The sequence below is a fragment of the Frateuria hangzhouensis genome, assembly GCF_026410505.1.
Classification (GTDB): Bacteria; Pseudomonadota; Gammaproteobacteria; order Xanthomonadales; family Rhodanobacteraceae; genus Frateuria_A; species Frateuria_A hangzhouensis.
On sequence record NZ_JAPMIU010000002.1, the window covers coordinates 165,798 to 187,760 of the forward strand.

General features: G+C 70.6%; 17 protein-coding genes. 12 read left to right on the top strand and 5 right to left on the bottom strand.

The window, feature by feature from the left end; translation table 11 throughout:
• Positions 1–51 precede the first annotated feature (51 nt).
• From OSC30_RS02590 to OSC30_RS02635, 10 genes are all read left to right on the top strand, one after another.
• Positions 52–543 (top strand): GspH/FimT family pseudopilin, encoded by a 492-nt coding sequence (locus OSC30_RS02590; RefSeq protein ID WP_267170480.1) that lies wholly within the window; start codon positions 52–54, stop codon positions 541–543.
• Positions 543–1,079 (top strand): type IV pilus modification PilV family protein, encoded by a 537-nt coding sequence (locus OSC30_RS02595; protein WP_267170267.1) that lies wholly within the window; start codon positions 543–545, stop codon positions 1,077–1,079. The genes OSC30_RS02590 and OSC30_RS02595 overlap by 1 nt, the downstream gene beginning before the upstream one ends.
• 83 nt (positions 1,080–1,162) lie before the next feature.
• Positions 1,163–1,855, top strand: coding sequence for a prepilin-type N-terminal cleavage/methylation domain-containing protein (locus OSC30_RS02600; protein ID WP_267170268.1), 693 nt, complete (start codon positions 1,163–1,165; stop codon positions 1,853–1,855).
• Complete coding sequence (locus tag OSC30_RS02605; RefSeq protein WP_267170269.1) at positions 1,852–2,703, top strand: type II secretion system minor pseudopilin; 852 nt, start codon at positions 1,852–1,854, stop codon at positions 2,701–2,703. Before OSC30_RS02600 ends, OSC30_RS02605 begins: the two co-directional genes overlap by 4 nt.
• Positions 2,700–3,866 carry a PilN domain-containing protein gene (locus OSC30_RS02610; RefSeq protein ID WP_267170270.1) on the top strand — a complete coding sequence of 389 codons (1,167 nt, stop codon included), beginning with the start codon at positions 2,700–2,702 and terminating at the stop codon, positions 3,864–3,866. Before OSC30_RS02605 ends, OSC30_RS02610 begins: the two co-directional genes overlap by 4 nt.
• Positions 3,863–4,519 (top strand): type II secretion system protein GspM, encoded by a 657-nt coding sequence (gspM, locus tag OSC30_RS02615; RefSeq protein WP_267170271.1) that lies wholly within the window; start codon positions 3,863–3,865, stop codon positions 4,517–4,519. Before OSC30_RS02610 ends, gspM begins: the two co-directional genes overlap by 4 nt.
• Positions 4,516–5,397 carry a general secretion pathway protein GspN gene (locus tag OSC30_RS02620; protein ID WP_267170272.1) on the top strand — a complete coding sequence of 294 codons (882 nt, stop codon included), beginning with the start codon at positions 4,516–4,518 and terminating at the stop codon, positions 5,395–5,397. Before gspM ends, OSC30_RS02620 begins: the two co-directional genes overlap by 4 nt.
• A 3-nt stretch (positions 5,398–5,400) precedes the next feature.
• Positions 5,401–8,049, top strand: coding sequence for a type II secretion system secretin GspD (gene gspD, locus OSC30_RS02625; protein ID WP_267170273.1), 2,649 nt, complete (start codon positions 5,401–5,403; stop codon positions 8,047–8,049).
• A gap of 144 nt (positions 8,050–8,193) precedes the next feature.
• Positions 8,194–10,752, top strand: coding sequence for an ATP-dependent helicase HrpB (gene hrpB / locus OSC30_RS02630; protein WP_267170274.1), 2,559 nt, complete (start codon positions 8,194–8,196; stop codon positions 10,750–10,752).
• Positions 10,753–10,894: 142 nt separating this feature from the next.
• The gene (locus OSC30_RS02635; RefSeq protein WP_267170275.1) at positions 10,895–11,584 is read left to right on the top strand and encodes an ArsR/SmtB family transcription factor; all 690 of its coding nucleotides are present in this window, start codon (positions 10,895–10,897) and stop codon (positions 11,582–11,584) included.
• 315 nt (positions 11,585–11,899) lie between these two features.
• Here OSC30_RS02635 and OSC30_RS02640 read toward each other — a convergent pair whose 3' ends face one another.
• From OSC30_RS02640 to OSC30_RS02660, 5 genes are all read right to left on the bottom strand, one after another.
• Positions 11,900–12,844, bottom strand: coding sequence for an alpha/beta fold hydrolase (locus OSC30_RS02640; protein WP_425474727.1), 945 nt, complete (start codon positions 12,842–12,844; stop codon positions 11,900–11,902).
• Between the two features lie 169 nt (positions 12,845–13,013).
• Positions 13,014–14,870, bottom strand: a complete 1,857-nt coding sequence (locus OSC30_RS02645; protein WP_267170277.1) for a M1 family metallopeptidase — start codon at positions 14,868–14,870, stop codon at positions 13,014–13,016.
• Positions 14,871–15,024: 154 nt separating this feature from the next.
• Complete coding sequence (gene plsB / locus OSC30_RS02650) at positions 15,025–17,625, bottom strand: glycerol-3-phosphate 1-O-acyltransferase PlsB (protein WP_267170278.1); 2,601 nt, start codon at positions 17,623–17,625, stop codon at positions 15,025–15,027.
• A 116-nt stretch (positions 17,626–17,741) separates the two neighbouring features.
• The gene (locus tag OSC30_RS02655; protein WP_267170279.1) at positions 17,742–18,656 is read right to left on the bottom strand and encodes a hypothetical protein; all 915 of its coding nucleotides are present in this window, start codon (positions 18,654–18,656) and stop codon (positions 17,742–17,744) included.
• Between the two features lie 281 nt (positions 18,657–18,937).
• Complete coding sequence (locus tag OSC30_RS02660; RefSeq protein WP_267170280.1) at positions 18,938–19,798, bottom strand: 5'-nucleotidase, lipoprotein e(P4) family; 861 nt, start codon at positions 19,796–19,798, stop codon at positions 18,938–18,940.
• 112 nt (positions 19,799–19,910) lie between these two features.
• On the opposite strand from OSC30_RS02660, the gene OSC30_RS02665 reads away from it, so the two are divergent.
• Together OSC30_RS02665 and OSC30_RS02670 are read left to right on the top strand one after the other, a co-directional pair.
• On the top strand, positions 19,911–20,945 hold the full coding sequence (locus OSC30_RS02665; protein WP_267170281.1) for an AI-2E family transporter: 1,035 nt from the start codon (positions 19,911–19,913) through the stop codon (positions 20,943–20,945).
• A gap of 66 nt (positions 20,946–21,011) precedes the next feature.
• Entirely contained in the window at positions 21,012–21,914 is a 903-nt protein-coding gene (locus OSC30_RS02670; RefSeq protein ID WP_267170282.1) for a LysR family transcriptional regulator, read from the top strand.
• Positions 21,915–21,963 lie beyond the last annotated feature (49 nt).

A 21,963-nucleotide genomic window follows, 5' to 3' on the forward strand; every position in this document is an offset into this window, starting at 1 on the left:
CTGGGATTCGGGAATCGGGATCGGGGATTCGACAAGGCGCGCAAGCGCCTGCTGCCCGCTGCTTTTGCGAATTCCGAATCCCGACTCCCGAATCCCCGGCGCGCAAAGCGCACCAGGGGCTTCACCCTGCTCGAGATGCTCGCCGTGATCCTGCTGATCGGCATCGCGGCGGCGGCGGCGGCCGTGTCGGTGAGCCAGGGGCTGGCCAGCGCGCGCGTGCGCGCGGCCAGCGTGGAACTGGCCGCGGCGTTGCGCGCCACCCGCGCGCAGGCGATCGTCAAGGGCCAGCAGCAGACGTTCGACCTGGATATCAAGAACGCTAGCTACCGCGCCGCGGGTGGCAAGCAGGTGGCCTTGCCCGAGGGCATGCGGCTGTCCATCACCAGCGCGCGCGAGGACCAGCCTGACGACCACACCGGCCGCATCCGCTTTTTCCCCGATGGCAGCTCCACCGGCGGCCACGTCGTGCTGCAGCAGGGCGAGCGCCGGTGGCGGGTCAATGTCGCCTGGCTCACGGGTGCGGTGAGCGTGGTCAATTCGTGATGGGGCGGGGATGGGGGATTCGGGATTGGCGATTCGGCAAGGCGCGCAAGCGCCTGTCGTGCGCTGTTGCGAATCCCGAATCCCGAATCCCCCATCCCGGGCGCCGCGCCGCGCGCGCCCGCGGCTTCACCCTGCTCGAGGTGATTGCCGCGGTGCTGCTGCTGGCGATCACCTTCGCCACGTTGATGCGCGTGGCGGGCAGTTCGCTCACGCTCACCGCGCGTTCGGCCGAGCGCAGCCAGGCGGCGATGTGGGCGCGCAGCCTGCTCGACAGCGCGTTCGTGCTCGAGCCGGTCCATACCGGCCGCAGCAGCGGCCGCTTCGACGAGCGCTACAGCTGGCAACTGGACGTGCAGCCGTTTCCGGTCCGGGCGACCGCACCCGCGGCCGGGCCGCAACCGCGGGCGCCGGCCTCGCCGCTCAAGCTCTACCGGCTGGACCTGGACGTGATGTGGAAGAGTGCAGGGCACGATTATCGCGCGCGTTTCAGCACGCTGCGGGTGGGTGGCCCCCAGCCGCGGGGGGTGGGGTCGTGAGGCCGGGATTCGGCATTCGGGATCCGGGGTTCGGCAAGGCGCGCAAGCGCCTGCCGTCCGCTGTTGCGAACCCCGGATCCCGAATGCCGAATCCCCGACAGCGCGCCCGCGGCTTCACCCTGCTCGAAGTGCTTGCCGCGCTGGCGCTGCTGGCGTTGTTGCTGGTGGGCGTGTATTCGGGCATCCGCACCGCTTCGCACAGCGTGCGCGCCGGTACGGCGGCGGTGGAGCGGCTGGACGCGGTTCGTGCGGCGCAGCAGTTCCTGCGCAGGGAGCTGGCGCAAGCGATGACCCAGCAACTGGCCAAGGATCCGGACGACGACGAGCCGATCTTCTTCCAGGGCGACGCGCGGTCGATGAGCTTCGTGGCGCCACTGCCCGGTTATCTTGGCAAGCTCGGGCCGCAGGTGCAGATGCTCGATCTGGTCGACAACGGCAAGGGCGGACAGCGGCTGCAGATCCGCTTCGCGCTGCTGCCGCCCAGCGGCGAACCGCTGAAGCCGGGACCGCCGCAGGTATTGCTCGAGGACGTCCGCCAGGGCAGCTTCCACTACCGCGGACTCGATGCGCGCGGCCGCGTCGGCGCGTGGCGCGGCGACTGGCCCGCCGGCGACCATCTGCCGCAGCTGGTACGGATCGATCTGAAACTTCCCGGCGCCGGCTACTGGCCGCAGCTGACCGTGCCGCTGCGCGTGGACGCTTCGGCCAACCAGCGCCAGTTCACCATGCTTGACGGGGCCACGCCCGCCAGGCTCCTGGCCGGGAGAGAGCCATGAGCGCGCAGCGCCGGTCGCAGCGCGGCGTGGCCTTGCTGCTGGTGCTGTGGGCCTGCACGCTGCTGGCGATCATGCTCGGCGGCTATGCCCTGACGGCGCGCACCGAGGGGTTGCAGGCGCGCTTCCAGTTCGCCCAGACGCAGGCGCACTACGCCGCGGAGGCTGGCCTGGCGCGCGCCGTCTACGGTCTGCAGGACCCGCGCCTGAAGCAACGCTGGCAAGCCGACGGGCGACCTTATACGTTCCATTTCGGCGACGCCACGGTGCGCGTCAGCGCGTTCGATGAAGGCGGCAAGGTGGATCTGAACACCGCCTCGCCGATCGTGCTGCAGGGGCTGTTCCACGCAGCCGGCCTGCGCAACGACGCGGCGCAGAAACTGGCCTTGGCCGTGCTCGACTGGCGCGATTTCGACCCCAACCGCCGGGTCGGCCTGGAGGTTTACGCGGCGAACGGCTACCAGCCGCGCCACGCCCCGTTCATGAGCATCGAGGAACTGCAGCAGGTGGCGGGAATGACGAGTGCGCTGTACCGCACCCTGGCCGGTGCGATCACCATCTGGTCCGGGCGCGAGAGTCCCGACCCCAAAACGGCCGCGCCGCTGGCGCTGGCGGCGGTCCCCGGCATGACGCCGGAGCGGGTCGCGCAGGTCATGGCCGCGCGCAAGAACGCCCGCCCGGGCGTGGCGGCCCTGTTCGCCGGCAATGGAGTGACGCATAGTATCCGCTCGGAGGCCACGATGGCCGATGGCACGCGCGCCGTGCTGCACGCCACCGTACGCCTGCAGGGCGTTCGTCCGGGGGCGCAGCCCTACGCGGTGTTGCACTGGCGGGAGGGTGACCGCGAATGACCAACGCAACGCAATCGCTGCGGCCCCAGCTGGACCGCGCACGCCGGGCCTGGCGTGCCTCGCCGCTGCCGCGCTTCTTTGGCTGGTGGTTCGGCGAACTGGGCGCGATGCTGCCTTCGTCGTGGGCCCGCCTGTTCGGCGGCGGCGCGCAGTGGTATCTGCTTCAGCGGACCGGCCAGCGCTGGGAACTGCGCCGTGCCGGCGAGGCGGAGGTGCGCGCGCAATGGCCGCGCGGCAGCGAGGCGGCGATCGAGCAGGCGGCCCTGTCCGCGGCCATCGCCGAGGTCGACCGCGAGGACTTGCGCCTGGCGTTGCTGCTGCCGGCCACCGCGGGCCTGCGCCGGCGGCTGCTGCTGCCGCGCGCGGCAGCGGACAACCTGCAACAGGTCGGCGCCTTCGAGATGGACCGGCAAACGCCCTTCCGCGTGGAGCAGGTCTACTACGCGGTGCTCGAACGCGATGCGCCGGCGCCGGCCGGGCGCTTCTTCGCCGAACTGGTGGCGGTGCCGCGGGACACGCTCGACCCGCTGCTGGCCGAGCTGGAAGGTGCCGGCATCCGTGTCGACGCCGTGGACGTGGCCGAGGGCAACGGCCGGCTCGGCGCCAACCTGCTGCCGCCGGCGCGGGTGCTCCACCGCACCCATCCGCGCCAGCGGCTGAACCTGGCGCTCGCCGCGGCGGCCGTGCTGCTGCTGGTGCTGGCGCTGGCGCAGTGGCTGAACAACCGCGAACAGGCGCTGGCCACGATGCAGGCCCAGGTCGAAAGCATGCAGGCCGAGGCGCAGCAGGTCGGCGCGCTGCGCCAGGAGCTGCAGGACAACGCCGGCGCGGCCAGCTTCCTGGTGCGGCGCAAGCAGAACCGCGTGACCATGCTCGATCTGCTGCTGGACCTCACCCGCCGGCTGCCGCAAAACGCCTGGCTGGAGCGGTTGAGCGTCGATCCGGGCGGGCAGGTCGGCTTCCAGGGCCAGGCGCCGCAGGCGGCCGCGCTGATCGACGCGCTGAAGGATTCGAAGATCGTGCGCGATCCCAATTTCCAGGGCAGCATCCAGCCCGATCCGGCGTCGGGCAAGGAGCGCTTCTACATGGTCGCCCAGCTGCGCCAGGCCGGCGCCACCGCCCAGGCCGCTCCAAGCAGTTCCAGCGCGGGGGACCGGCCATGAGGCAACTCGTGCTGAAGCCGCGCGACAGCCGTATCGCCGCCGTGCTGCTGCTGGTGCTGGCGCTGGTGCTGGTCTATTTCCTGCTGATCCACTGGTGGTTCGTGGCGCCGTTGCGCGCGGTCCACGCACAGATGGCCGACCTGCGCGACACGCAGAGCCGCTACGCCGCGGCCATCGCCGAAAGGCCGGCGCTGCAGAAGCGCATCGCCGAACTGGGCGCCGGCCAGGCGGCCAGTGCCGCCTTCCTGCCCGAGAGCGACCCCAATGCCGCCTCCGCCGGGCTGATGCAGCGGGTGGTCGACGCGGTCGGTGCGCACACCGCCGGCGGCGCCTGCGAAGTGACCCAGAAGATGCCGTTGCCCAATCCGCCGGACGACGACAACAGCCCCTACCGCAAGGCCGCGGTGAGCATCAGCCTGCGTTGCGACATGGAACCGCTGGTGGCGGTGCTCAACGCGCTGGAACAGGGCACGCCCTACCTGTTCGTCGACGACCTGAGCATTTACCGCAACCCGGTCGCCGCACAGCAGGGCAACCAGCCGGTGCTGGAAATCCAGTTCACCCTGTCCGGCTACGTGCGCCCGGCGCGCGGTCAGGGTGCCGCGGCGCCGGCCCCGGCGGCCAGCGTCATCGACAGCGGGGAGGCGCCATGAACGCCGCCGCGCAGCGCCGCCTGACCGTGCCGCTGGCCGCCGCCGCGGTGGTATTGGGCGTGCTGTTCCTGGCCCTGCTCGCCGGCATCGGCCGTGGCGTGCACTGGGCCGCGCCGCGCCGGCCCGCGCCGCTGCCGGCGCAACATGCCGCCACGCTGCCGCCGCCGGTACCGCTGCAGCGCTACGCGGCGGTGTGGCAGCAACCGCTGTTCAACCCCGACCGCAAGCCGGTGGCGCATGCCGCCAGCGGCACCAGCCAGCTCGGTGACATGCAGCTGACCGGCATCATCCTCACGCCCACCCTGCGCATGGCGCTGCTGCACAACAAGCGCGCGAAGGACAGCGGCAAGGAGCTGCGCGTGAAGGAAGGCGCCAGCCTGCCCGACGGCAGCTGGACCCTGGTCGAGGTCAAGCCGCGCGCGGCGGTGTTCGACTCCTCCAGCGGCCGCGTCGAACTGCAGTTGCCGGCCAGCGCCCCGGTCGACCAGGTCCGCGGCGGTGCGGGTCCTGGCCCGGGCCCGGGCGGCGTCCCGGCGGAGGCTTCCTCGATACCCGAGGACGTACCCATCGAAATGCGCCGGGGACATCGCCTGCAGCCGCCGCCCGAGGATGGCGAGGACGAGCAGGACGGCATTCCGCAGGACGAGCCCGGCCCCGGCCCGGGCCCCGGCAACCCGGACGATGGCGGCGACGAGGACGACGAAGGCGGCATGGCGCCCGCCGGCGGCGGGGCCATTTCGGCCCTGCGCGGTGGTCCGGCACGCATGGACATGACCAACGATGCGCGCCAGGCCGAGCGCCTGCGCCAGCTCAAGGCCGCCATCCAGAAACGCCGCGCCGAACAGGCAGCCGCGAAAGCTCACCAAGGAGATCGCTGAACCATGTTCCCCTATGCCCTGCACGGTCTGTCCCGGATCGGCGCCATCGCGCTGACGGTCTGGCTTGTCGGCTGCTCCAGCATGCCGCAGCCGCGCGACGACTACGCGCTGCAGCGGGAGGCCGTGGCCGGCACCGAAAAGCCCGCACCCGCGCCGCTGCCGCTGAACAACAACGCCGGCCCCGCCGGCCAGGAAAGCCCGCAGCCGCAGATCGACAGCGGTACCGGCCAGTTCATCCACCCGCAGCCGCTGGCCAAGCCACGGCCGCCGGCGCACGGCGAGGGCGCGGTGACCTTCAACTTCGAGAACCAGCCGGTGCAGGCAGTGGTCAAGGCGATCCTCGGCGACTTCCTGAAGAAGAACTACACCATCGTGCCAGGCGTGCAGGGCAACATTTCCTTCTCCACCGCCGAGCCGATCGACGCCAGCGAGGCGCTGCCGGTGCTGGAGACACTGCTGTCCTGGACCGGCAACGCGCTGATCCAGCGTGGCGCCAGCTACGTGGTGCTGCCGGCCAAGAACGCGGTCGCCGGCAGCGTGGTGCCCAGCCTCGGCGCGGTGGCGCCGCGCGGCGGCATGCAGGCGCGGCTGTTTCCGCTGCACTACATCTCCGCCGCGCAGATGCAGAAGCTGATCAAGCCGTTCGCCCGGCCTGACTCGATCCTGCTGGTCGACCCGGCGCGCAACCTGCTGGTGCTGGCCGGTACCCCGCAGGAGCTGGAGAACTACGCGCGCACCGTGCGCACCTTCGACGTCGACTGGTTGAAGGGCATGTCGGTGGGCGTGTTCAGCCTGGAACGGGCCAACGTCGCCCAGCTGATGCCAAAGCTCGATGCCATTTTCGGCAAGCAGGGCGACAGCCCGCTGGCCGGCATGCTGCGCTTCATCCCGATCGAACGCACCAATGCGCTGGTGGTGATCAGCACCCAGCCGGACTATCTGCGTGAAGTGGGCGAATGGATCGCCCGGATCGACCGCGGCGGCGGCAACGAGCCGCAGCTGTACGTCTACGACGTGCGCAACATCAAGGCCTCGGACCTGGCGCGCTACCTGGCGCGGATCTACACCAACGCGTCCGGCGGTGGCGGTGGTGGCGGCGAAGTCGGCCCGGGGCTTTCCTCCGGCACGCTGGGCAGCGCCGACAACACCAACGACACCGCGATGGGCAGCACCGCCGGCAGCTTCGGCAACAGCGGCGGTTTCGCGGGCGCCGATGGCGGCAGCCGGGGCGGCAGCCGGGGCGGCAGCGACAGCGGCGCGGGCAACAGCGGCATGCTCGGCGGCAACAACGGCACGGGCAACGGTTTCGGCAGCGACAACGGCACCGGCACCGGCGGACTGAGCGGAGGCGGCGGCTTCGGCAGCAGCAGTGGCCTGGCCAACGCCAGCAGCGCGGCCAACGACCAGCAGTACAGCTCGTCCGACGGCTCGATCAAGATTTCCTCGGTGGACGCCAACAACCAGTTGCTGGTGCGTGCGCGGCCGTCGCAGTGGTCGGAGATCGAAGGCGCCATCGAGCGGTTGGACACCGTGCCGCTGCAGGTGCAGATAGAGACGCGCATCCTCGAGGTGCAGCTCACCGGGGAATTCCAGTTCGGCGTGCAGTGGTACCTCGAAGGGCTGGTAGGCGGCACGCCCAACAGCGGCGGCGGCATCACCCCCGGCCAGCCGGGGAACCGGCAACAGTGGGCGCTTGGGCGCGGAGGCGTCACGTACAACCCGTCGGCCGATTCGTTCTTCTATTCGTTCCTCAGCAACAACCTCAACGTCGCCCTGCATGCGCAGGAGAAGAACGGTAACGTCAAGACGCTGTCGGCACCGTCGCTGGTGGTGATGAACAACCAGGTCGCACACATCCAGGCCGGCGACCAGATCCCGGTCAACCAGACCTTCTTCACTACCGGCCTGGGCACTACCAATAGCAATGATCCGACCACCATCGGCCAAGTGCAGTACATCAACACCGGCGTAATCATGGACGTGCAGCCGCGGATCAATCCCGGTGGCCTGGTCTACCTCAACATCAAGCAGCAGGTGAGCGTGCCGGGCGACAAGGACACCAACGGCAACTACACCATCCAGCAGCGCGAGATCTCCACCCAGGTCGGCGTGCAGAGCGGCCAGACCGTGCTGCTCGGTGGCCTGATCCGGCAGGACGAGGGCAGCACCGATACCGGCATTCCCGGGCTCAACCGCATTCCGCTGATCGGCCGCCTGTTCGGCACCACCGACCGCCATCGCAACCGCTCGGAGCTGATCGTGCTGATCACCCCGCGCGTGATCGGCTCCAGCGACGACGCCAAGCGCATCACGGACGAGTACCAGTCCAAGTTCGAATCGCTCGCGCCACTGCGCGCCGAACGCGCGAAGGCACCGCCGTCGCCGGCTCCTTCGCCCGCCGACGTGCCGTTGCCGACGCCGCCGGCCACGCCGGAACAGCTCAATCAGCAGGCCGAGGCCGCGCTCAGGCAGACCGACTACGACGCGGCGCAACGGCTGGCATTGGAGTCCTGGCGCAACGGCCCGCAACACGGTCAGCTGTGCGCGCGCAACTGGCAGATCATCGCCAGCGTGCGTACGCACCTGGGCGATACCAGCGGCGTGGCCACCGCGCGCAAGTGGGTGGCACAGTGCATGGCGGGGAGCAAGTAGCCACCCGGTCCGGCCGCCCTTTGCAGGAGTCCGCTTGCGGGCGATGCTTCGCTTTGACCCGGTCGAAGCGCATCGACCGCACGCGGGCTCCTGCATGAATCCGCACGGGTTGAGCGTGCCCAGCGGCTATCATCCGCGTGGATGATGCAAGCGCCGACCGCCTTTCCGATCACCCCGCTGCTGCCCGAGTTGCGCAACGCGCTCGACGCCCATACGCGGCTGGTGCTCGAAGCCCCGCCCGGCGCCGGCAAGACTACCCAGGTCCCGCCCGCGCTGCTGGATGCATCCTGGCTGGCGGGCCGCCGCATCGTGATGCTCGAACCGCGCCGCATCGCCGCACGCGCCGCCGCCCGGTTCATGGCCGAGCAACGGGGCGAAGAGGTCGGCCGGACCATCGGCTACCGCATCCGCTTCGAATCGAAGGTGAGCGCCGCCACCCGCATCGAAGTGGTTACCGAAGGCATCCTGACGCGACTGATCCAGGACGATCCGGAGTTGTCCGGCGTCGGCGCGATCCTGTTCGACGAATTCCACGAACGCCACCTGGCCGGCGACCTCGGCCTGGCGTTGGCGCTGGACGTGCAGGCCACGCTGCGTCCGGACCTGCGGCTGCTGGTGATGTCCGCCACGCTCGACGGCGAACGCATCGCGCGCTGGCTGGACGCGCCACCGCTGTCCAGCCCGGGCCGCAGCTTTCCGGTGCGCATCGAACATCCACCCGCCCGCGCGCAGGAAACCCCGGAACACCAGCTCGCCCGCGTCGCCCGCCAGGCGCTGGAGGAAAGCGCCGGCGATGTGCTCGTGTTCCTGCCCGGTCGGCGCGAGATCGCGCGCGCCCAGACGCTGCTCGAAAAGACGCTCCCCCCTCGCGGCGAAAGCGGGGAGGAGCTCGAGATCCTCGCGCTGCACGGCGAGCTCTCGCTGGCCGAACAGCAGGCCGCACTGGCGCCGGCCGAAGCGGGCACGCGGCGCGTGATCCTGGCCACCAACGTGGCCGAATCGAGCGTGACCCTGCCCGGCATCCGGGCGGTGATCGACGCCGGCCTGGCGCGCGAACCGCGTTTCGATCCCAACTCCGGCTTCTCGCGGCTGGAGACGGTGTCCATCTCGCAGGCCTCCGCTGACCAGCGCGCCGGCCGCGCCGGACGCGTCGCCGAAGGCACGGCCTACCGCCTGTGGCCGCAAAGCCGCCGACTGGAGGCCGCACGCACGCCGGAGATCGCCCAGGCCGAACTTTCCGGGCTGGCGCTGGAACTGGCCGCCTGGGGCATCAGCGCCGGCAGCGACGACACGCTGCGCTGGCTCGATCCGCCGCCGCCCGGCGCGCTGGCGCAGGCGCGCGAGCTGCTCGCCGCGCTGGGCGCGCTCGATGCCGACGGACGCATCACGCCGCTGGGCCGGCGCATGCTGGCGCTCGGCGCCAGTCCGCGGCTGGCTGCCGCGGCGCTGCGCGCGCCAGCGGAGTTGCGCCCGCTCGCGGCCGACCTGCTCGCCCTGGTCGAGGCGCGCTCGCCGCTGCGCGGCGAGCAGGCGCGCAGCGACGACTTCCGCGCGCGGGTGGATGCGCTGCACGCCTGGCGCGATCGCCGCGTCTCCGCCCTGGGCACCTCGAGGGGAGCAGTCGCGCGCGGCGGTTTCGACAGCGGTGCCATGGTGGCGATCGAACAGGCCTCCAAAGGCTGGCGTCGGCGCCTGGACGTGCGCACGGCCGCGAGCGGCGTCCCCGACAGCCACGCCGTCGGCGACCTGCTGCTGCACGCCTGGCCCGACCGCATCGCCCGCCGCGACGAGGCCAACCCGCGTCGCTACACGCTGGCCAACGGCCGCGGTGCCAGCCTGCACGAAGCCAGCGCCCTGTCCGGCGAGCCCTGGCTGGTGGTGCTGGACCTGCGGCTGGACGCGCGCGACAGCCTGGTGCTCGCCGCCGCGCCGTTCGATCCGCGTCGGCTGGAGGCGGATTTTCCACGGCACTTCCACCGCGAGCGCGCGCTGCGCTGGAATGAAGCGCGCGGCGCCGTCGAGGCCTTCGAGGAACAGCGCTTCGGCGCGATCGTGCTGGAGCGCCGCAGCGTGCCGGTGCAGCCCGCGGATGCCTTGCCCGCGCTGCTCGCAGCCGTCCGCAGTCGCGGCCTCGACGCGCTGCCCTGGAGCGACACGGCCCGCCGCCTGCGCGCGCGCATGCAGGCGCTGGCCGGCTGGATGCCGGAGTTCGGCCTGCCCGACGTCTCCGACGCCGCTTTGCTGGATTCGCTCGAACACTGGCTCGGGCCGTACCTGCAGGGCAAGCGCAAACTCGACGCGCTCGGCACCGATGAGCTCTCGCAGGCCCTCGCCGCGCTGCTCGACTACGAGCAACGCCGCCAGCTCGACCAGCACGCGCCCGAAAGCCTCACCGTGCCCAGCGGGCAGGCGCGCAAGCTCGAGTACGCGCCCGGCGAGCCACCGGTGCTGGCGGTGAAGTTGCAGGAACTGTTCGGCCTGGCCGACACGCCGCGCGTGGCCGGCGGCCGCGTACCGGTCACGCTGCACCTGCTCTCGCCGGCCGGCCGCCCGATCCAGGTGACCCAGGATCTCAAGGGTTTCTGGGAGCGCACCTACCCCGAAGTAAAAAAGGAACTGAAGGGCCGCTACCCGCGCCATCCCTGGCCGGACGATCCGTGGTCGGCCACCCCCACGCATCGCGCCAAGCCGCGCGGAACGTAGCGGCGCGCGGCAGCAGCGCCGCGGGGAATTCCCCGTGTGGGCGAGGGGAGTGCCGCTGGCAGACGGGGCAACCTCGCGAAAAGCCATCAACCTTCGCCGTCCACCGAAACGTTCCCGCACCGCCGGGCACTAGACTCGCCGTATGGCCACCTCGCTCACCCCGCACCAACTTGCCGAAATCGGCGCGTTGCTGGCAGAACCGGCCCGTGCGGCGATGCTGCTTGCCCTGATCGACGGCACGGCGCGGCCGGCCGGCGAGCTGGCCCGCGCCGCGGGCGTCGGCGCATCGACGGCCAGCGCCCACCTGAAGCGCTTGCTCGAAGGCGGCCTGCTTGCGCTGCAGGTGCAGGGACGCCATCGCTACTACCGCCTGGCCGGCGATGAGGTGGCCGCCTGGCTGGAAGCGCTGGCACCGCCACGCAAGCCCGCCGCCGTGCCGCCCCCGACCGCCGACGCCGCGCTGCGCCGCGCACGCAGCTGCTATCGCCACCTCGCCGGCCAGCTTGGCGTGGCGCTTTGCGCGCAACTGCTCGACCGCGGTCACCTGGCCACGACCAGCGACGGCCTGGTGCTACACCCCGCCGGCGCCGAGGCGCTGGTCGCCGCCGGACTGGACGCCGCCAGCACCGCCCGCCTGCCGGGCCTGCGCGGGCGCGGATGCGTGGACTGGACCGAGCGCCGCCTGCACGTGGGTGGGCCACTCGGCGTGGCGCTCACCGGTGCCATGCTCGACGCGGGCTGGCTGCGGCACGCGCCGCAGGGACGCGCCCTGCTGCCCAGCGCGGAAGGGCTGCGACGGTTCGGCCTGCTCGGCGTGCGGTTGCCAGGCTGAGTCACCACGGCCGGCTGGCCGCAGGGAGCCCCAAGACCTGCTCTCCGCCCGATGGATTCCGAGGCAAGCCCCGGCCCCTCACCCCAGCCCTCTCCCCGAGGGGAGGGGGAGCCAAGCGTGGATGTGCCGCACAACCCGCAACCCGCAGCCAACCGGCTCCCTCTCCGGGGAGAGGGTTGGGGTGAGGGGCCAAGGCTTGCGGAGATGCTCGATGGGGCCGGATGGACAACCAAGGCCACGCCATGGCGAAAGCTCCCCAGCCTTCGTCTCACCTTTCCCGAAGAAGGCAGCGAACCCACCGCAACGCGGCGGCCGTCAACGCCCCAGCACGAACCCGGTGAGCACCTGCGCGGTGGCTTCGGGCTTTTCCATCATCGGCATGTGGTTGCAGCCGGAAAGCAGGCTGGAGCTGATCGTCGATGCCTGGACCAGGCCATCGCGCAGGCTGTCCAGCGCGGACGGGTCGACCATGCGGTCCTCGCGGCACCATACGCCCAGCACCGGCATGGTGAGCCGATCCAGCACGTGCTGCAGCGAAAGGTAGTCGTCCGGCTGGCGCAGCTTAGCGAGGGTGCGCTCGATGAAGGCGCGGTCCTGGCGGTTGCGTGCGACGAACACGTCCTCGATCCGCCCCGGCACCTCCGGCGGGTGCAGGAAGGCCAGTTCGAGCGCGTGTTCGAAGCCGGCGCGATCGTCGTAGACGAATGGATTCTTGCCGGCCAGCACGGCGCGGTCGAAGTCGTTCTCGCGGGCCTTCAGGCCGTAGGCATCCAGCAGCGCCAACGCGGCAACCCCGCGTGGGTGATTGGCGGCATAGACGCCGGCCACCGCGCCGCCCATGGAGTGCCCGACCAGCACCACCCGCTGCAGATTCAGCGCGTCGAGAAAAGCCTGCAGGCGGGCCGCCTGCGCCTGGATGCCGTAGTTGCCGCCCGGCTCACGCGAGGATTCGCCCCAGCCCGGCAGGTCGGGAATCACCAGGTGGAAATGCGGGGTGAGCTGTTCGGCCAGTGGCAACCACAGCGTCTTGTCGGCGGCAAAGCCGTGCAGCAGCACCAGCGTCGGACCCTGGCCGCCTTCGTAGTAGCTCCAGGTGGTGTCGCCGGCGCGCACGGTGTGCTTTTCCACGTGCGCGGTCATCGCCTGGCGCATCACGTGCGCGCGCAGCAGCCATTGCGGCGCGAACAGATAGCTGCCGCCCAGCAGCACGACCACCAGCGCCACCAGCACGCCGAAGAATTTCAGCCGACGGATCAGCATGCGCTGCCAGAGGGGGCGGGTGGCGGGTGGGTTCATGCGTGGATTCCTGATGTTCCGAAAACCGGCTCCTCCCCCCTGCATGCGGGGGGAGGCCGGGAGGGGGTGGCCCGTTCGGAGCGAAGAGCACCCCTCCCCAGCCCTCCCCCGCAGGCAGGGGAGGGAGCAGGGCTTACTTCTTCGCTTGCTTGGCCTTGCCCAGGATCGATTCGATCGCGCCCTGGGTCATCGGGTGGTAGCCGTTCCTGGCCTGGGCGTAGGCCGCCTCGGCGTAGGCCAGCCCCTCGGGCGTGGCGGCGAAGGCCTTGTACACCGGCAGCGTCAGGTACATGCGGCCGATCCGGGTCATGTGCTCGCGCGCCGCCTCCCATACCGCCTTGTCGCCGGCGGCGATGGCGTGGCTGTACCAGCGCATGCCGATCTCGGCGTTCGGCGTGCCGGTGAGGTGCCAGGCGGCGTCGAGCTGCTTCATCTTCGACAGCGGCGGCGCATCGGGCAGGCGGTCGAGGAAGTACATCCACTCCTGCGTGTTCCAACCCTTGGCGTCGAGCTGGCCGGCGTCCAGCGTGCCGGCCAGGAACGCGGCGCGCTCCTTGTCGATCGCCTGGAAGCGGGCCGAGGTCGGCAGCGGCGCATCCTTGGGGACACCCGGCTCGTACACCCACGCCCTGGCCTGGTCCCAGTCCATCTTGCCCGGGTGCGCGTCGAACAGGTTGGCCTTCATGTCGGCCAGCATCTGCTCGGTGGTGATCGAGGTGAAGGCGTGGCGGTGGAAGTAGGCCTCGAGCCAGTTGTCGAACGTCGCGCGGCCGAAGCGCTGCTCCAGCGTGCGCAGGAACCAGGAGCCCTTGTCGTAGGCGACGTCGGACAGCGAGTCGTCCGCACCCACGCCGCGCGGATCGGGCGCGAGCTTCTGCGCGTTGGCCGGCATGTCGCCGATCGACTTCTGCAGCGCGCGCGCCGACAGCAGCGCCTCCTCGTCGGCCAGCGCCTTGCCGTACACCGCCTCGGTGATGCGGCCCTGCACGTAGGTGGTGAAACCCTCGTTGAGCCAGATGTCGCGCCAGGTCGCGGCGGTCACCAGGTTGCCCGACCAGGAGTGCGCCAGCTCATGCGAGACCAGCGAGACCAGGCTCTTGTCGCCGACCAGCACGGTCGGCGTGGCGAAGGTCATGTTCGGGTTTTCCATGCCGCCGTAGGGGAACGACGGCGGCAGCACCAGGATGTCGTAGCGGCCCCACGCGTAGGGGCCGTAGAGCTTCTCGGTCGCCTCGATCAGCTTCTCGGTGTCCTCGAACTCGTGCGCCGCCTTGCCGACCACCGAAGGCTCGGCATAGACGGCCGAGCGCGGGCCGGTTTCCTGCACCGCGATGTCGCCGGCGGCGATCGCCAGCAGGTAGGAGGGAATCGGGTGCGGCTGGTCGAAGCGGAAGTCGCCGTCGAGCGGGTGCCTGGCGTCATTGATCGCGCTCATCACCACGCGCACGTCCTTCGGCGCGCTCACGTGGGCCTTGTAGGTGAAGCGGATCGCCGGCGAATCCTGCAGCGGCACCCACGAACGGGCGTGGATCGACTCGGACTGCGAGAACATGAAGGGCAGCTTCTTGTCGGCCGTCTGCTCGGGACTCAGCCATTGCAGGCCGGACGCCGTGGGCGCGGTCGAGTACGCGATGCGCACCTTGCCCGGGTGTTTCGGCGCCTGGATGGTGAGCTTGCTGCCCAGCTCCTTGTCACGCGGCGCCAGTGCGAACTTCAGCGCGGTGGCGCGGCCGGCGGCGTCGAGGGCCTCGACTTTGGCGATCTTCAGGTCGCGCGTATCCAGCACCAGCGCGGGGGCCTTGGGATTCTTCCAGTCCAGGCTGAGCGTGGCGGTGCCGTCGAGTTCCTTGTGCGGGAAGTCGATCGCCAGGTCGAGATCCAGGTGGGTCACGCGCACCTGCCCGGGCTGCGCGTACGAATGCGGCTCGGCGGCAAGGGCGGACAGCGGCAGGACCAGCGCGCCGAGGGCGAGGGTGGTGATTACACGCATGCGGATTCTCTGCGGGAACGGAAACGTCGAGTATGCCATCCGGCTGCACGGCGGTGCCCGTGACGAAAGGCCTTCGCGCACCGCCATCCGCAGGGTGGGCTTCAGCCCACCGGCGAGGCCCTCACCCGCGCGGAGAGGGCCCAGAGCCACGATCTCAGGCGTCGGGATCGTTCTTGTGGTGCTCGGTGTCGGTGTGGCGCCGGTGCAGGTCCTCGCTGCTGCTGTCCTCGGGCACGTGTGCCACGGCCTTTGGCGCTTCGGCATCCATGTCGCCGTCCACGCCGGTGATCTTGAGGATCGAATGGCGCACGTCGCGGGCCAGGATCACCCGCGCATCGCGCACCATGTCCTCCAGCGCCCGGTCATAATCGAGCTTGCCGGCGTCGTCGGTCCATACGATCTTCTGCTCGCGCAGCTTCTGGATGAAGCCGCGGAACAGCGCCTTGTCGAAGAACTCCGGCGCGGACTGCTCGCTGAGCAGCGACAACCGTTGCGCGGTGAGCGCGCAGGCGTTTTCCAGTTCCGCGGCGGTGATCGTGTGCGGACCGTTCTTGGCCAGCGCGGCGATGGTGATGTAGTAGCGCTCGAAGGCCTGGATCAGGCTGCGCGCGATGGTCTTCATCTGGAACGCGGCGTCGTCCTGGCCCGGGCCGCGCTCGAGCACGCGGCCGTCGCCGGACGCCTCCAGCAGGCCGCGGCGCACGAAGAAATCGATCGTGCCCTGCATCTGCGCCACGAAGCCGTCCGAATCCCACGGCAGGAACAGCTCGGCCTGGATGAACGGGTAGATGATGCGGCCCAGCCGCAGTACCGAGGCGCGCGTCATGCGCCGGTTGTTCAAGAAGCAGCAGGCCACCCAGGCCGCGGTCGCGGTCAGGTGTAGCACGTTGTTGCGGAAATAGGACAGCAGCACTGCCGGTTCGTCGTCGGCCTTGAGCACGTCGCCCAGCGGGTGGCGCACGCGGCGGATCCAGCCCATCTGCTCGCCGTAGGCGACGATCGCCGGCGGATCCATCGGCGTCAGCGTGACGCGGTCGGAGTAGGGCATCTGCTCCAGCAGCGCGCGCATCAGCTCCAGCTGCGCGAGCAGGTCGCTTTCGGCCATCGCGTGCTTGGGCGTGGCCAGCAGCGCCAGCGCCAGCAGGTTGATCGGATTGACGTCGGCGGCACGGTTGATGTTGACCTGGATGCGTTCGGCCAGGTCGTCGACCGCGCGGCCGAGCCATTCGGGCTTGGCCTCCGGATCGCCGGTGGCGGCGCGCCAGTCGGCGCTGGCCGCGTCCAGCAGCGGGGTCAGCTCGATGGGTTCGCCGAAGTTGAGCGCCACGTGGCCGTAGCGCTGGCGCAGCACCTTCAGGCCCTTGAGCAGGCCGAGCAGGGATTCCTTTTCCTTCGGCTTGCCGGTCAGCTCGCCGATGTAGCTCTTGCCCTCCATCAGCTTCTCGTAACCGATGTAGACCGGCTGGAACAGCACCGGCCGGCGCGGCGCGCGCAGGAAGGCGCGCACGGTCATCGAGAGCAGGCCGCCGCGCGGCGCCAGCAGGCGCCCGGTGCGCGAGCGCCCGCCCTCGATGAAGTATTCCATCGGCACGCCGCGGTCGATCAGCTGCGCCATGTATTCCTTGAACACCACCGAGTACAGCGGCGTGCCCTTGAAGCTGCGGCGCATGAAGAACGCACCGCCGCGGCGCAGGATCGGGCCGATCACCGGCAGATTCAGGTTCACGCCCGCGGCGATGTGCGGCACCACCACGCCGGAGACGTGCAGCTGGTAGCTCATCAACAGGTAGTCGGCGTGGCTGCGATGGCTGGGCACGTAGACCACTTCGTAGCCGGGCGCCGCGGCGCGCGCCTTGTCGAAGTGATGCATGGCGATGCCGTCGTACAGCTTGTTCCAGAAGTTCGCCAGCAGGAACGAGGCCGAGCGCACCACCGGGTGCGAGTAGTCCGCGGCGACCTCCATCACCAGCTTGTGCGCGCGGCGCCAGGCCTTGGCGTAGGAGATCTGCTCCTTGGCCGCGGTGGCGCTGATCGCCGCGCGCACCGGTTCGGCGTTGAGCACCGCGTCGGCCACGGTGCGCCGGTGCGACAGGTCGGGCCCGATCACCGCCGCGCGGATGCGGTGGAAGTGCGTGCGCAGCACCCGCGCGATCTTGCGCGCGAAACGTTCGGGCTGCGCCTCGCCGGCCTCGTCCAGCACCTGGCGCAGCGACACCGGCGCGGAGAAGTGCACCACCGTGTCGCGGCCGTTGAGCAGCAGCGCCAGCAGGCGGCGGAAGCGGCCGACCATCACCCAGTTTTCGGAGAACAGCACGCGGAACCAGCCGGTGTCCCGGCTGGGCGCGCGGCCGACGTAGATCGACACCGGCACGATCTGGATGTCGCGCTCGGCATGGCCATCCAGCGAGCGGACCAGCTGGTCCAGCGTTTCGTAAGGCGCGCGGTGGCGGCTGCGGCCGAACAGCCAGCCATCGCGCCGGGCCAGCGCGAACACCGACCGGCGCCGGCGCGTGCCGGACAACGGCTGCATCGGCGGGGGCAGGCCGGCCTCGCGGCAGGCGCGCTCCAGGATGAGTGCATCGGAGAAGCCGTCGCGCTCGATCACGTAGCACACCGGCGCGCCGGTCTTGAGCAGGCTGGCCGGTTCGGCCGGGTCGCGCCGGATGCGCACCCAGGGTTCGAGCAATTGGCCGGCCAGGCTGAACCACCAGGGGGCGCGGCTGCGGGCGGGGGAATCCGCGGTCATGTTCTGCATCGGCGGATTGTAGCCGGTAGGCGCTGGGATGCCCCGTCACGGGGCCGGCGGCGCTCCTACAGGTTCTTCGCCCGTAGCGGGCGTAGGGTGGGCTGAAGCCCACCCTACAGGAAGGCTCAGCGCGAGGCGGCGATCGCGGTGCTGGCGGCGACGGCCGGATCGCTCAGCCGCTGGTGCGCCAGGCGCACGCCCTCGAGCAGGTCCTGGTCGTACCAGCGGCCGCTCTGCTGCACCAGCGTCGACTCCATCGACAGCGGCTTGCCCAGCAACTGGTACTCGATGCGCACGCGCGCATACGGCGGGTGATAGTCCAGCGGCACCACCCGCGCCGAGGCGAGTGCCTGGTCCAGCGGCAACCCGTACAGCGCCAGCAGCTGCTCGAGGCCGGCGAAGGTGATGGTGTAGCGGTGCATGGCCTGGTCGAAGTCCATCGTGCGCAGGCTGGCGGCATCCTTCAGGTCGAGCTTGCGGGCGGTGGCGACCACCATGCCGACGGCCTGCCGCGCTTTGGCCGGGTCGAACCACGGCGCCTGTTGCGCCCACGGGCCGAGCGCCTCGACCAGCGCCGTGGCATGGCGTTTCTGAGTGTCGCTCAGGCGCGGGTTCTCGCTGATCGCGTTGCTGGCCAGCGCGCGGCCCACGCCGACCAGGAACGGCAACTGGTCGCCGTAGCGGGCCTGCGCGTCGGCCAGCCAGGGCTGCAGTTGCGCATCGAGCGTGGCTGCGGCGTCCGGTGCGGCGAGCTGGCGCAGCGCGTCGTCGATGCGCGCGCGCTCCGTCTCGCTCAGCGGCGCCTCGCCGGCGCGGGCGCGGCCCCAGTCGTCGCGCAGCATGGCGTAGTCATGCGGCGGCAGCGCGTGTTCCCAGAAGCCGGCGAAGTCGCCCGCGCGGATCAGCGCGATCGACTGGCGCACCGCCGCTTCCGGGGTATCGCCGCCGCTCGCCGCCGGCGTGCCCTCGCGCGAATCGCAGGCGACCATGCCCAGCACGGCGAGCAACAACAGCAGCAATCGGAACGGCGTCGGGCGCATGGACCTCTCTCGTGGTGCGCGGGCAGGGTGGCAGCAAGGATGAGCCACCGAGCGTACGCGGCCCGTGGAACTGGCGGCAAGGCCGTGTCTGCTTGTGCGCCGTGGCACGCGGGCAAGAAAAACCCCGCGGGCGTGGAGCCGCGCGGGGTAAGTCCGGCCGGGCCGGAAGGGAAATGGCCTTGCCCGCGGTTGGAGGTCGGCAGGTTTCGGCGGAGACGAGCTTACGCGTTCCAGTTTCTTGAGGCAATAGGTTTGTTTTATCGCACAAGCTATTGTTTTTTCTATTCAATACGGAGGCTTTCGATCTTGCGCAGGCGTCGATCCTGCATCGGCGCGGCCCACTGATTGCCGAACAGCGCCGGCTCCCAGCTGCCGTAGCTGGGATTGGGCAGGACGAACCAGCGCCGGCCGATCCATTCCAGATACGGCTTCACCGCAGCCTCGCGCCCGGCCGGCGTGTTCTGGGAGATATCCAGGAAGTCGCCCAACTGGTCGCCGAATTGCATCAGCACGCGGTAGTGCCGGCTCACCTGCTGTCGCCGGCAGCCCTTGTCCGATCCGTGCTGGGTACAACCGGGCACCTTCGTGCCCAGGCCGAGCAGGGCTTCGGGCCCGGATACCGGCACGCCGACCTGGCGCAGGTTGGCCAGCGTGGCCTCGTCCAGCGCCTTGTCGCGGTTGGAGATGTAGATCACCTTGACGCCGTGCGCGGCGGCGTAGCGGGTGAACTCCACCACGCCCGGCAGCGCGCGGGCGCGCCCCTCGCGGCACCAGGCATCCCAACTGGCCTGGTTGAACGGGGCGTGCGCGCGGATCAGGCGCGCCTGGTAGGGGGAGTTGTCCAGTACCGTTTCGTCCACGTCCAGCACCACCGCCGGCGGCAGGCGGCGGGCCGGCGCCACGCGGTCGTCGGGCGTGAGCGCATCCCAGCGCCGGTCGGCCAGCGCGGCGGGCAGTCGACGCTGGGCGTCGCGGTAGGTCTGCAGGTAGATCAGGTCGTGCTCGACCGAGCCCTGGATCCAGGCGACCGCATTGAGATTGTCGTCCGCCGGCACGGCCGGCGCCATCGGGCGCGGCGGCGGCGCGGCGGTGCAGCCGGCAAGCAGCAGCAGGGCGGCCAGGGCAGGGAGGCGCGAGGTCATCGCTTCGATCCTTGTGCATGCGGACGGCCGGCCAGTGTACGCCAGCGCGCCAGGCTGGCAGCCGGGTCGGGCTGCTGCGAGACTGGGCGTCCCCACCCCGGCGCCGTCATGCATGACCCTCCCCTCGTCCCTGCTGCGCGAGCCCTCGCGCGCCATCCGCATCGCCAGCTACCTCCTGGCCGGTGCCGCGCTGCTGCTGGTGATGAAGCTGCATCTGCTTTCGGCCTTGCTGGCCGGCCTGCTGGTGTACGAGCTGGTGCAGACGATCAGCCCGCTGCTGGAGCGGCGCCTGTCCGGGCCGCGCGCCCGCATGGTGGTGGTGGCGCTGCTGGGCGCGGTGGTGGTGGCGCTGTTGATCCTGCTGGCGCTGGGCGCGATCAGCTTCTTCCGCAGTGAAATCGGCAACCCGCAGGACATGTGGGACAAGCAGCTGATGCCGCTGGTGCAGAAGGCGCGCGAACAGTTGCCGGCAAGCTGGGTCGGCTGGCTGCCCGACAGCGTGGACGAGCTGCGCGTGATGGCCGCCGAGCTCACCCGCAAGCACGCCGCCAGCCTGCAACTGGCCGGCAAGGACACCGCACGCGGCTTCGCGCACATCATCATCGGGCTGGTGCTGGGCGCGATCGTGGCGCTCAGTCACAGCACCCGTCCGGCGCACCAGGTCGGCCCGCTGGCGACGGCGCTGGGCCAGCGCTGCCACCGACTGGCCGATGCGTTCCACAACATCGTGTTCGCGCAGATCAAGGTGTCGCTGATCAATACCGCGTTCACCGCGATCTTCCTGCTCGGCGCGCTGCCGCTGCTGGACATCCACGTGCCGCTGGCCAAGACGCTGGTGGTGGTGACCTTCGTGGTCGGCCTGCTGCCGGTGATCGGCAACCTGATCTCCAACACCGCGGTGACCATCGCCGGCCTGTCGGTGTCGCTGGGCGTGGGCGTCGCCGCGCTGGTGTTCCTGATCCTGATCCACAAGCTGGAGTATTTCCTCAATGCGCGCATTGTCGGCACCCAGATCCGCTCGCGCGCCTGGGAGCTGCTGATCGCGATGCTGGCGATGGAGGCGGCCTTCGGGCTGCCCGGGCTGGTCGCCGCGCCGATCTACTACGCCTACCTCAAGAGCGAGCTGGAAGGCGAGCGGCTGCTGTAACGGCGGGCTTGGCCTATGCTGCATCCGGGGCGCCGTGGCCGCGGCGCAAGGGGAGCGGAGTCCGCAATGCGTCTGCGCCATATCGAACTGTTCCACGCCGTGCTGACCACCGGCAGCCTGACCGGTGCAGCGGACCTGCTGAACATCTCGCAGCCGGCCGCCAGCAAGGCCCTGCAGCACGCCGAGCACCAGCTCGGCTTCGCCCTGTTCAACCGCGTGCGCGGGCGCCTGCAACTGACGCCCGAGGCGCTGCTGCTGCGCCATCGCGTGGAGAAGATCATCCAGGACCTGCACGACCTGCAGCGCCTCACCGCGAACCTCGGCCGCCCGGAAAGCCACCCTCTGCGGGTGACCTGCACGCCGACGCTGGCGCAGGCGCTGGTGCTCGATGCGACCACGCTGTTGCGCCGGGACTTCCCGGACACGACCACGGAGCTGTTCACCCAGCACTCGGCGGAAATGTGCGAGTCGCTGATGCTGCACGAGGCCGACATCGGATTGACTTTGCAGGAAGCCTGTCATCCCGGCCTGCGCCAGGAGCCGCTGTGCCGCGGCCACGTCATGGTCATCGCGCCGCCGGGCTGGTGGCCCGAGGCGGCGCTTGCGCAACCGCTGCCGGTGGCCGAGCTGGCCGGGCAGCCAATGATCGGCATCGCGGTGCAGGATGCGCTGGGGCGCATGCTGCAGAACCACCTGGCCCAGGTGGAGCCTGCGCCGCGGACTTCCGTCTGGGTACAGACCTACCAGCTTGCCTACGCGCTGGTGGCGCAGGGCGAGGGCCTGGCCCTGGTCGACCCGTTCACCGCCTCGCGCGACGGCGGCCAGGCCGTGCAGACGCGCCCGCTCAAGCTGCAACTGGACATCGTGCTGTACGCGCTCTACCGGCTGGAAAGCCCGTTGAACCCGGTGCAGCGGCACTTCCTGGACCAGGTGCGGGAGCTCGCCGAACAGGTGCTGGCGCCAGCCTGAGGGCGCGGTCGCGGCTGGGACGGTCCCACACCGCCGCCACGTGCTGCCA

Excerpts from the sequence above, each read along its gene's own strand:
- OSC30_RS02635 (WP_267170275.1), top strand. The coding sequence starts at position 10,895 with ATGGCCACCTCGCTCACCCCGCACCAACTTGCCGAAATCGGCGCGTTG.
- gspD (WP_267170273.1), top strand. The coding sequence starts at position 5,401 with ATGTTCCCCTATGCCCTGCACGGTCTGTCCCGGATCGGCGCCATCGCG.
- OSC30_RS02600 (WP_267170268.1), top strand. The coding sequence starts at position 1,163 with ATGCCGAATCCCCGACAGCGCGCCCGCGGCTTCACCCTGCTCGAAGTG.
- OSC30_RS02610 (WP_267170270.1), top strand. The coding sequence starts at position 2,700 with ATGACCAACGCAACGCAATCGCTGCGGCCCCAGCTGGACCGCGCACGC.
- OSC30_RS02660 (WP_267170280.1), bottom strand. The coding sequence starts at position 19,798 with ATGACCTCGCGCCTCCCTGCCCTGGCCGCCCTGCTGCTGCTTGCCGGC.
- OSC30_RS02620 (WP_267170272.1), top strand. The coding sequence starts at position 4,516 with ATGAACGCCGCCGCGCAGCGCCGCCTGACCGTGCCGCTGGCCGCCGCC.
- gspM (WP_267170271.1), top strand. The coding sequence starts at position 3,863 with ATGAGGCAACTCGTGCTGAAGCCGCGCGACAGCCGTATCGCCGCCGTG.
- OSC30_RS02645 (WP_267170277.1), bottom strand. The coding sequence starts at position 14,870 with ATGCGTGTAATCACCACCCTCGCCCTCGGCGCGCTGGTCCTGCCGCTG.
- OSC30_RS02595 (WP_267170267.1), top strand. The coding sequence starts at position 543 with ATGGGGCGGGGATGGGGGATTCGGGATTGGCGATTCGGCAAGGCGCGC.
- OSC30_RS02665 (WP_267170281.1), top strand. The coding sequence starts at position 19,911 with ATGACCCTCCCCTCGTCCCTGCTGCGCGAGCCCTCGCGCGCCATCCGC.
- OSC30_RS02655 (WP_267170279.1), bottom strand. The coding sequence starts at position 18,656 with ATGCGCCCGACGCCGTTCCGATTGCTGCTGTTGTTGCTCGCCGTGCTG.
- OSC30_RS02605 (WP_267170269.1), top strand. The coding sequence starts at position 1,852 with ATGAGCGCGCAGCGCCGGTCGCAGCGCGGCGTGGCCTTGCTGCTGGTG.
- OSC30_RS02670 (WP_267170282.1), top strand. The coding sequence starts at position 21,012 with ATGCGTCTGCGCCATATCGAACTGTTCCACGCCGTGCTGACCACCGGC.
- plsB (WP_267170278.1), bottom strand. The coding sequence starts at position 17,625 with ATGCAGAACATGACCGCGGATTCCCCCGCCCGCAGCCGCGCCCCCTGG.
- hrpB (WP_267170274.1), top strand. The coding sequence starts at position 8,194 with ATGCAAGCGCCGACCGCCTTTCCGATCACCCCGCTGCTGCCCGAGTTG.
- OSC30_RS02640 (WP_425474727.1), bottom strand. The coding sequence starts at position 12,844 with ATGCTGATCCGTCGGCTGAAATTCTTCGGCGTGCTGGTGGCGCTGGTG.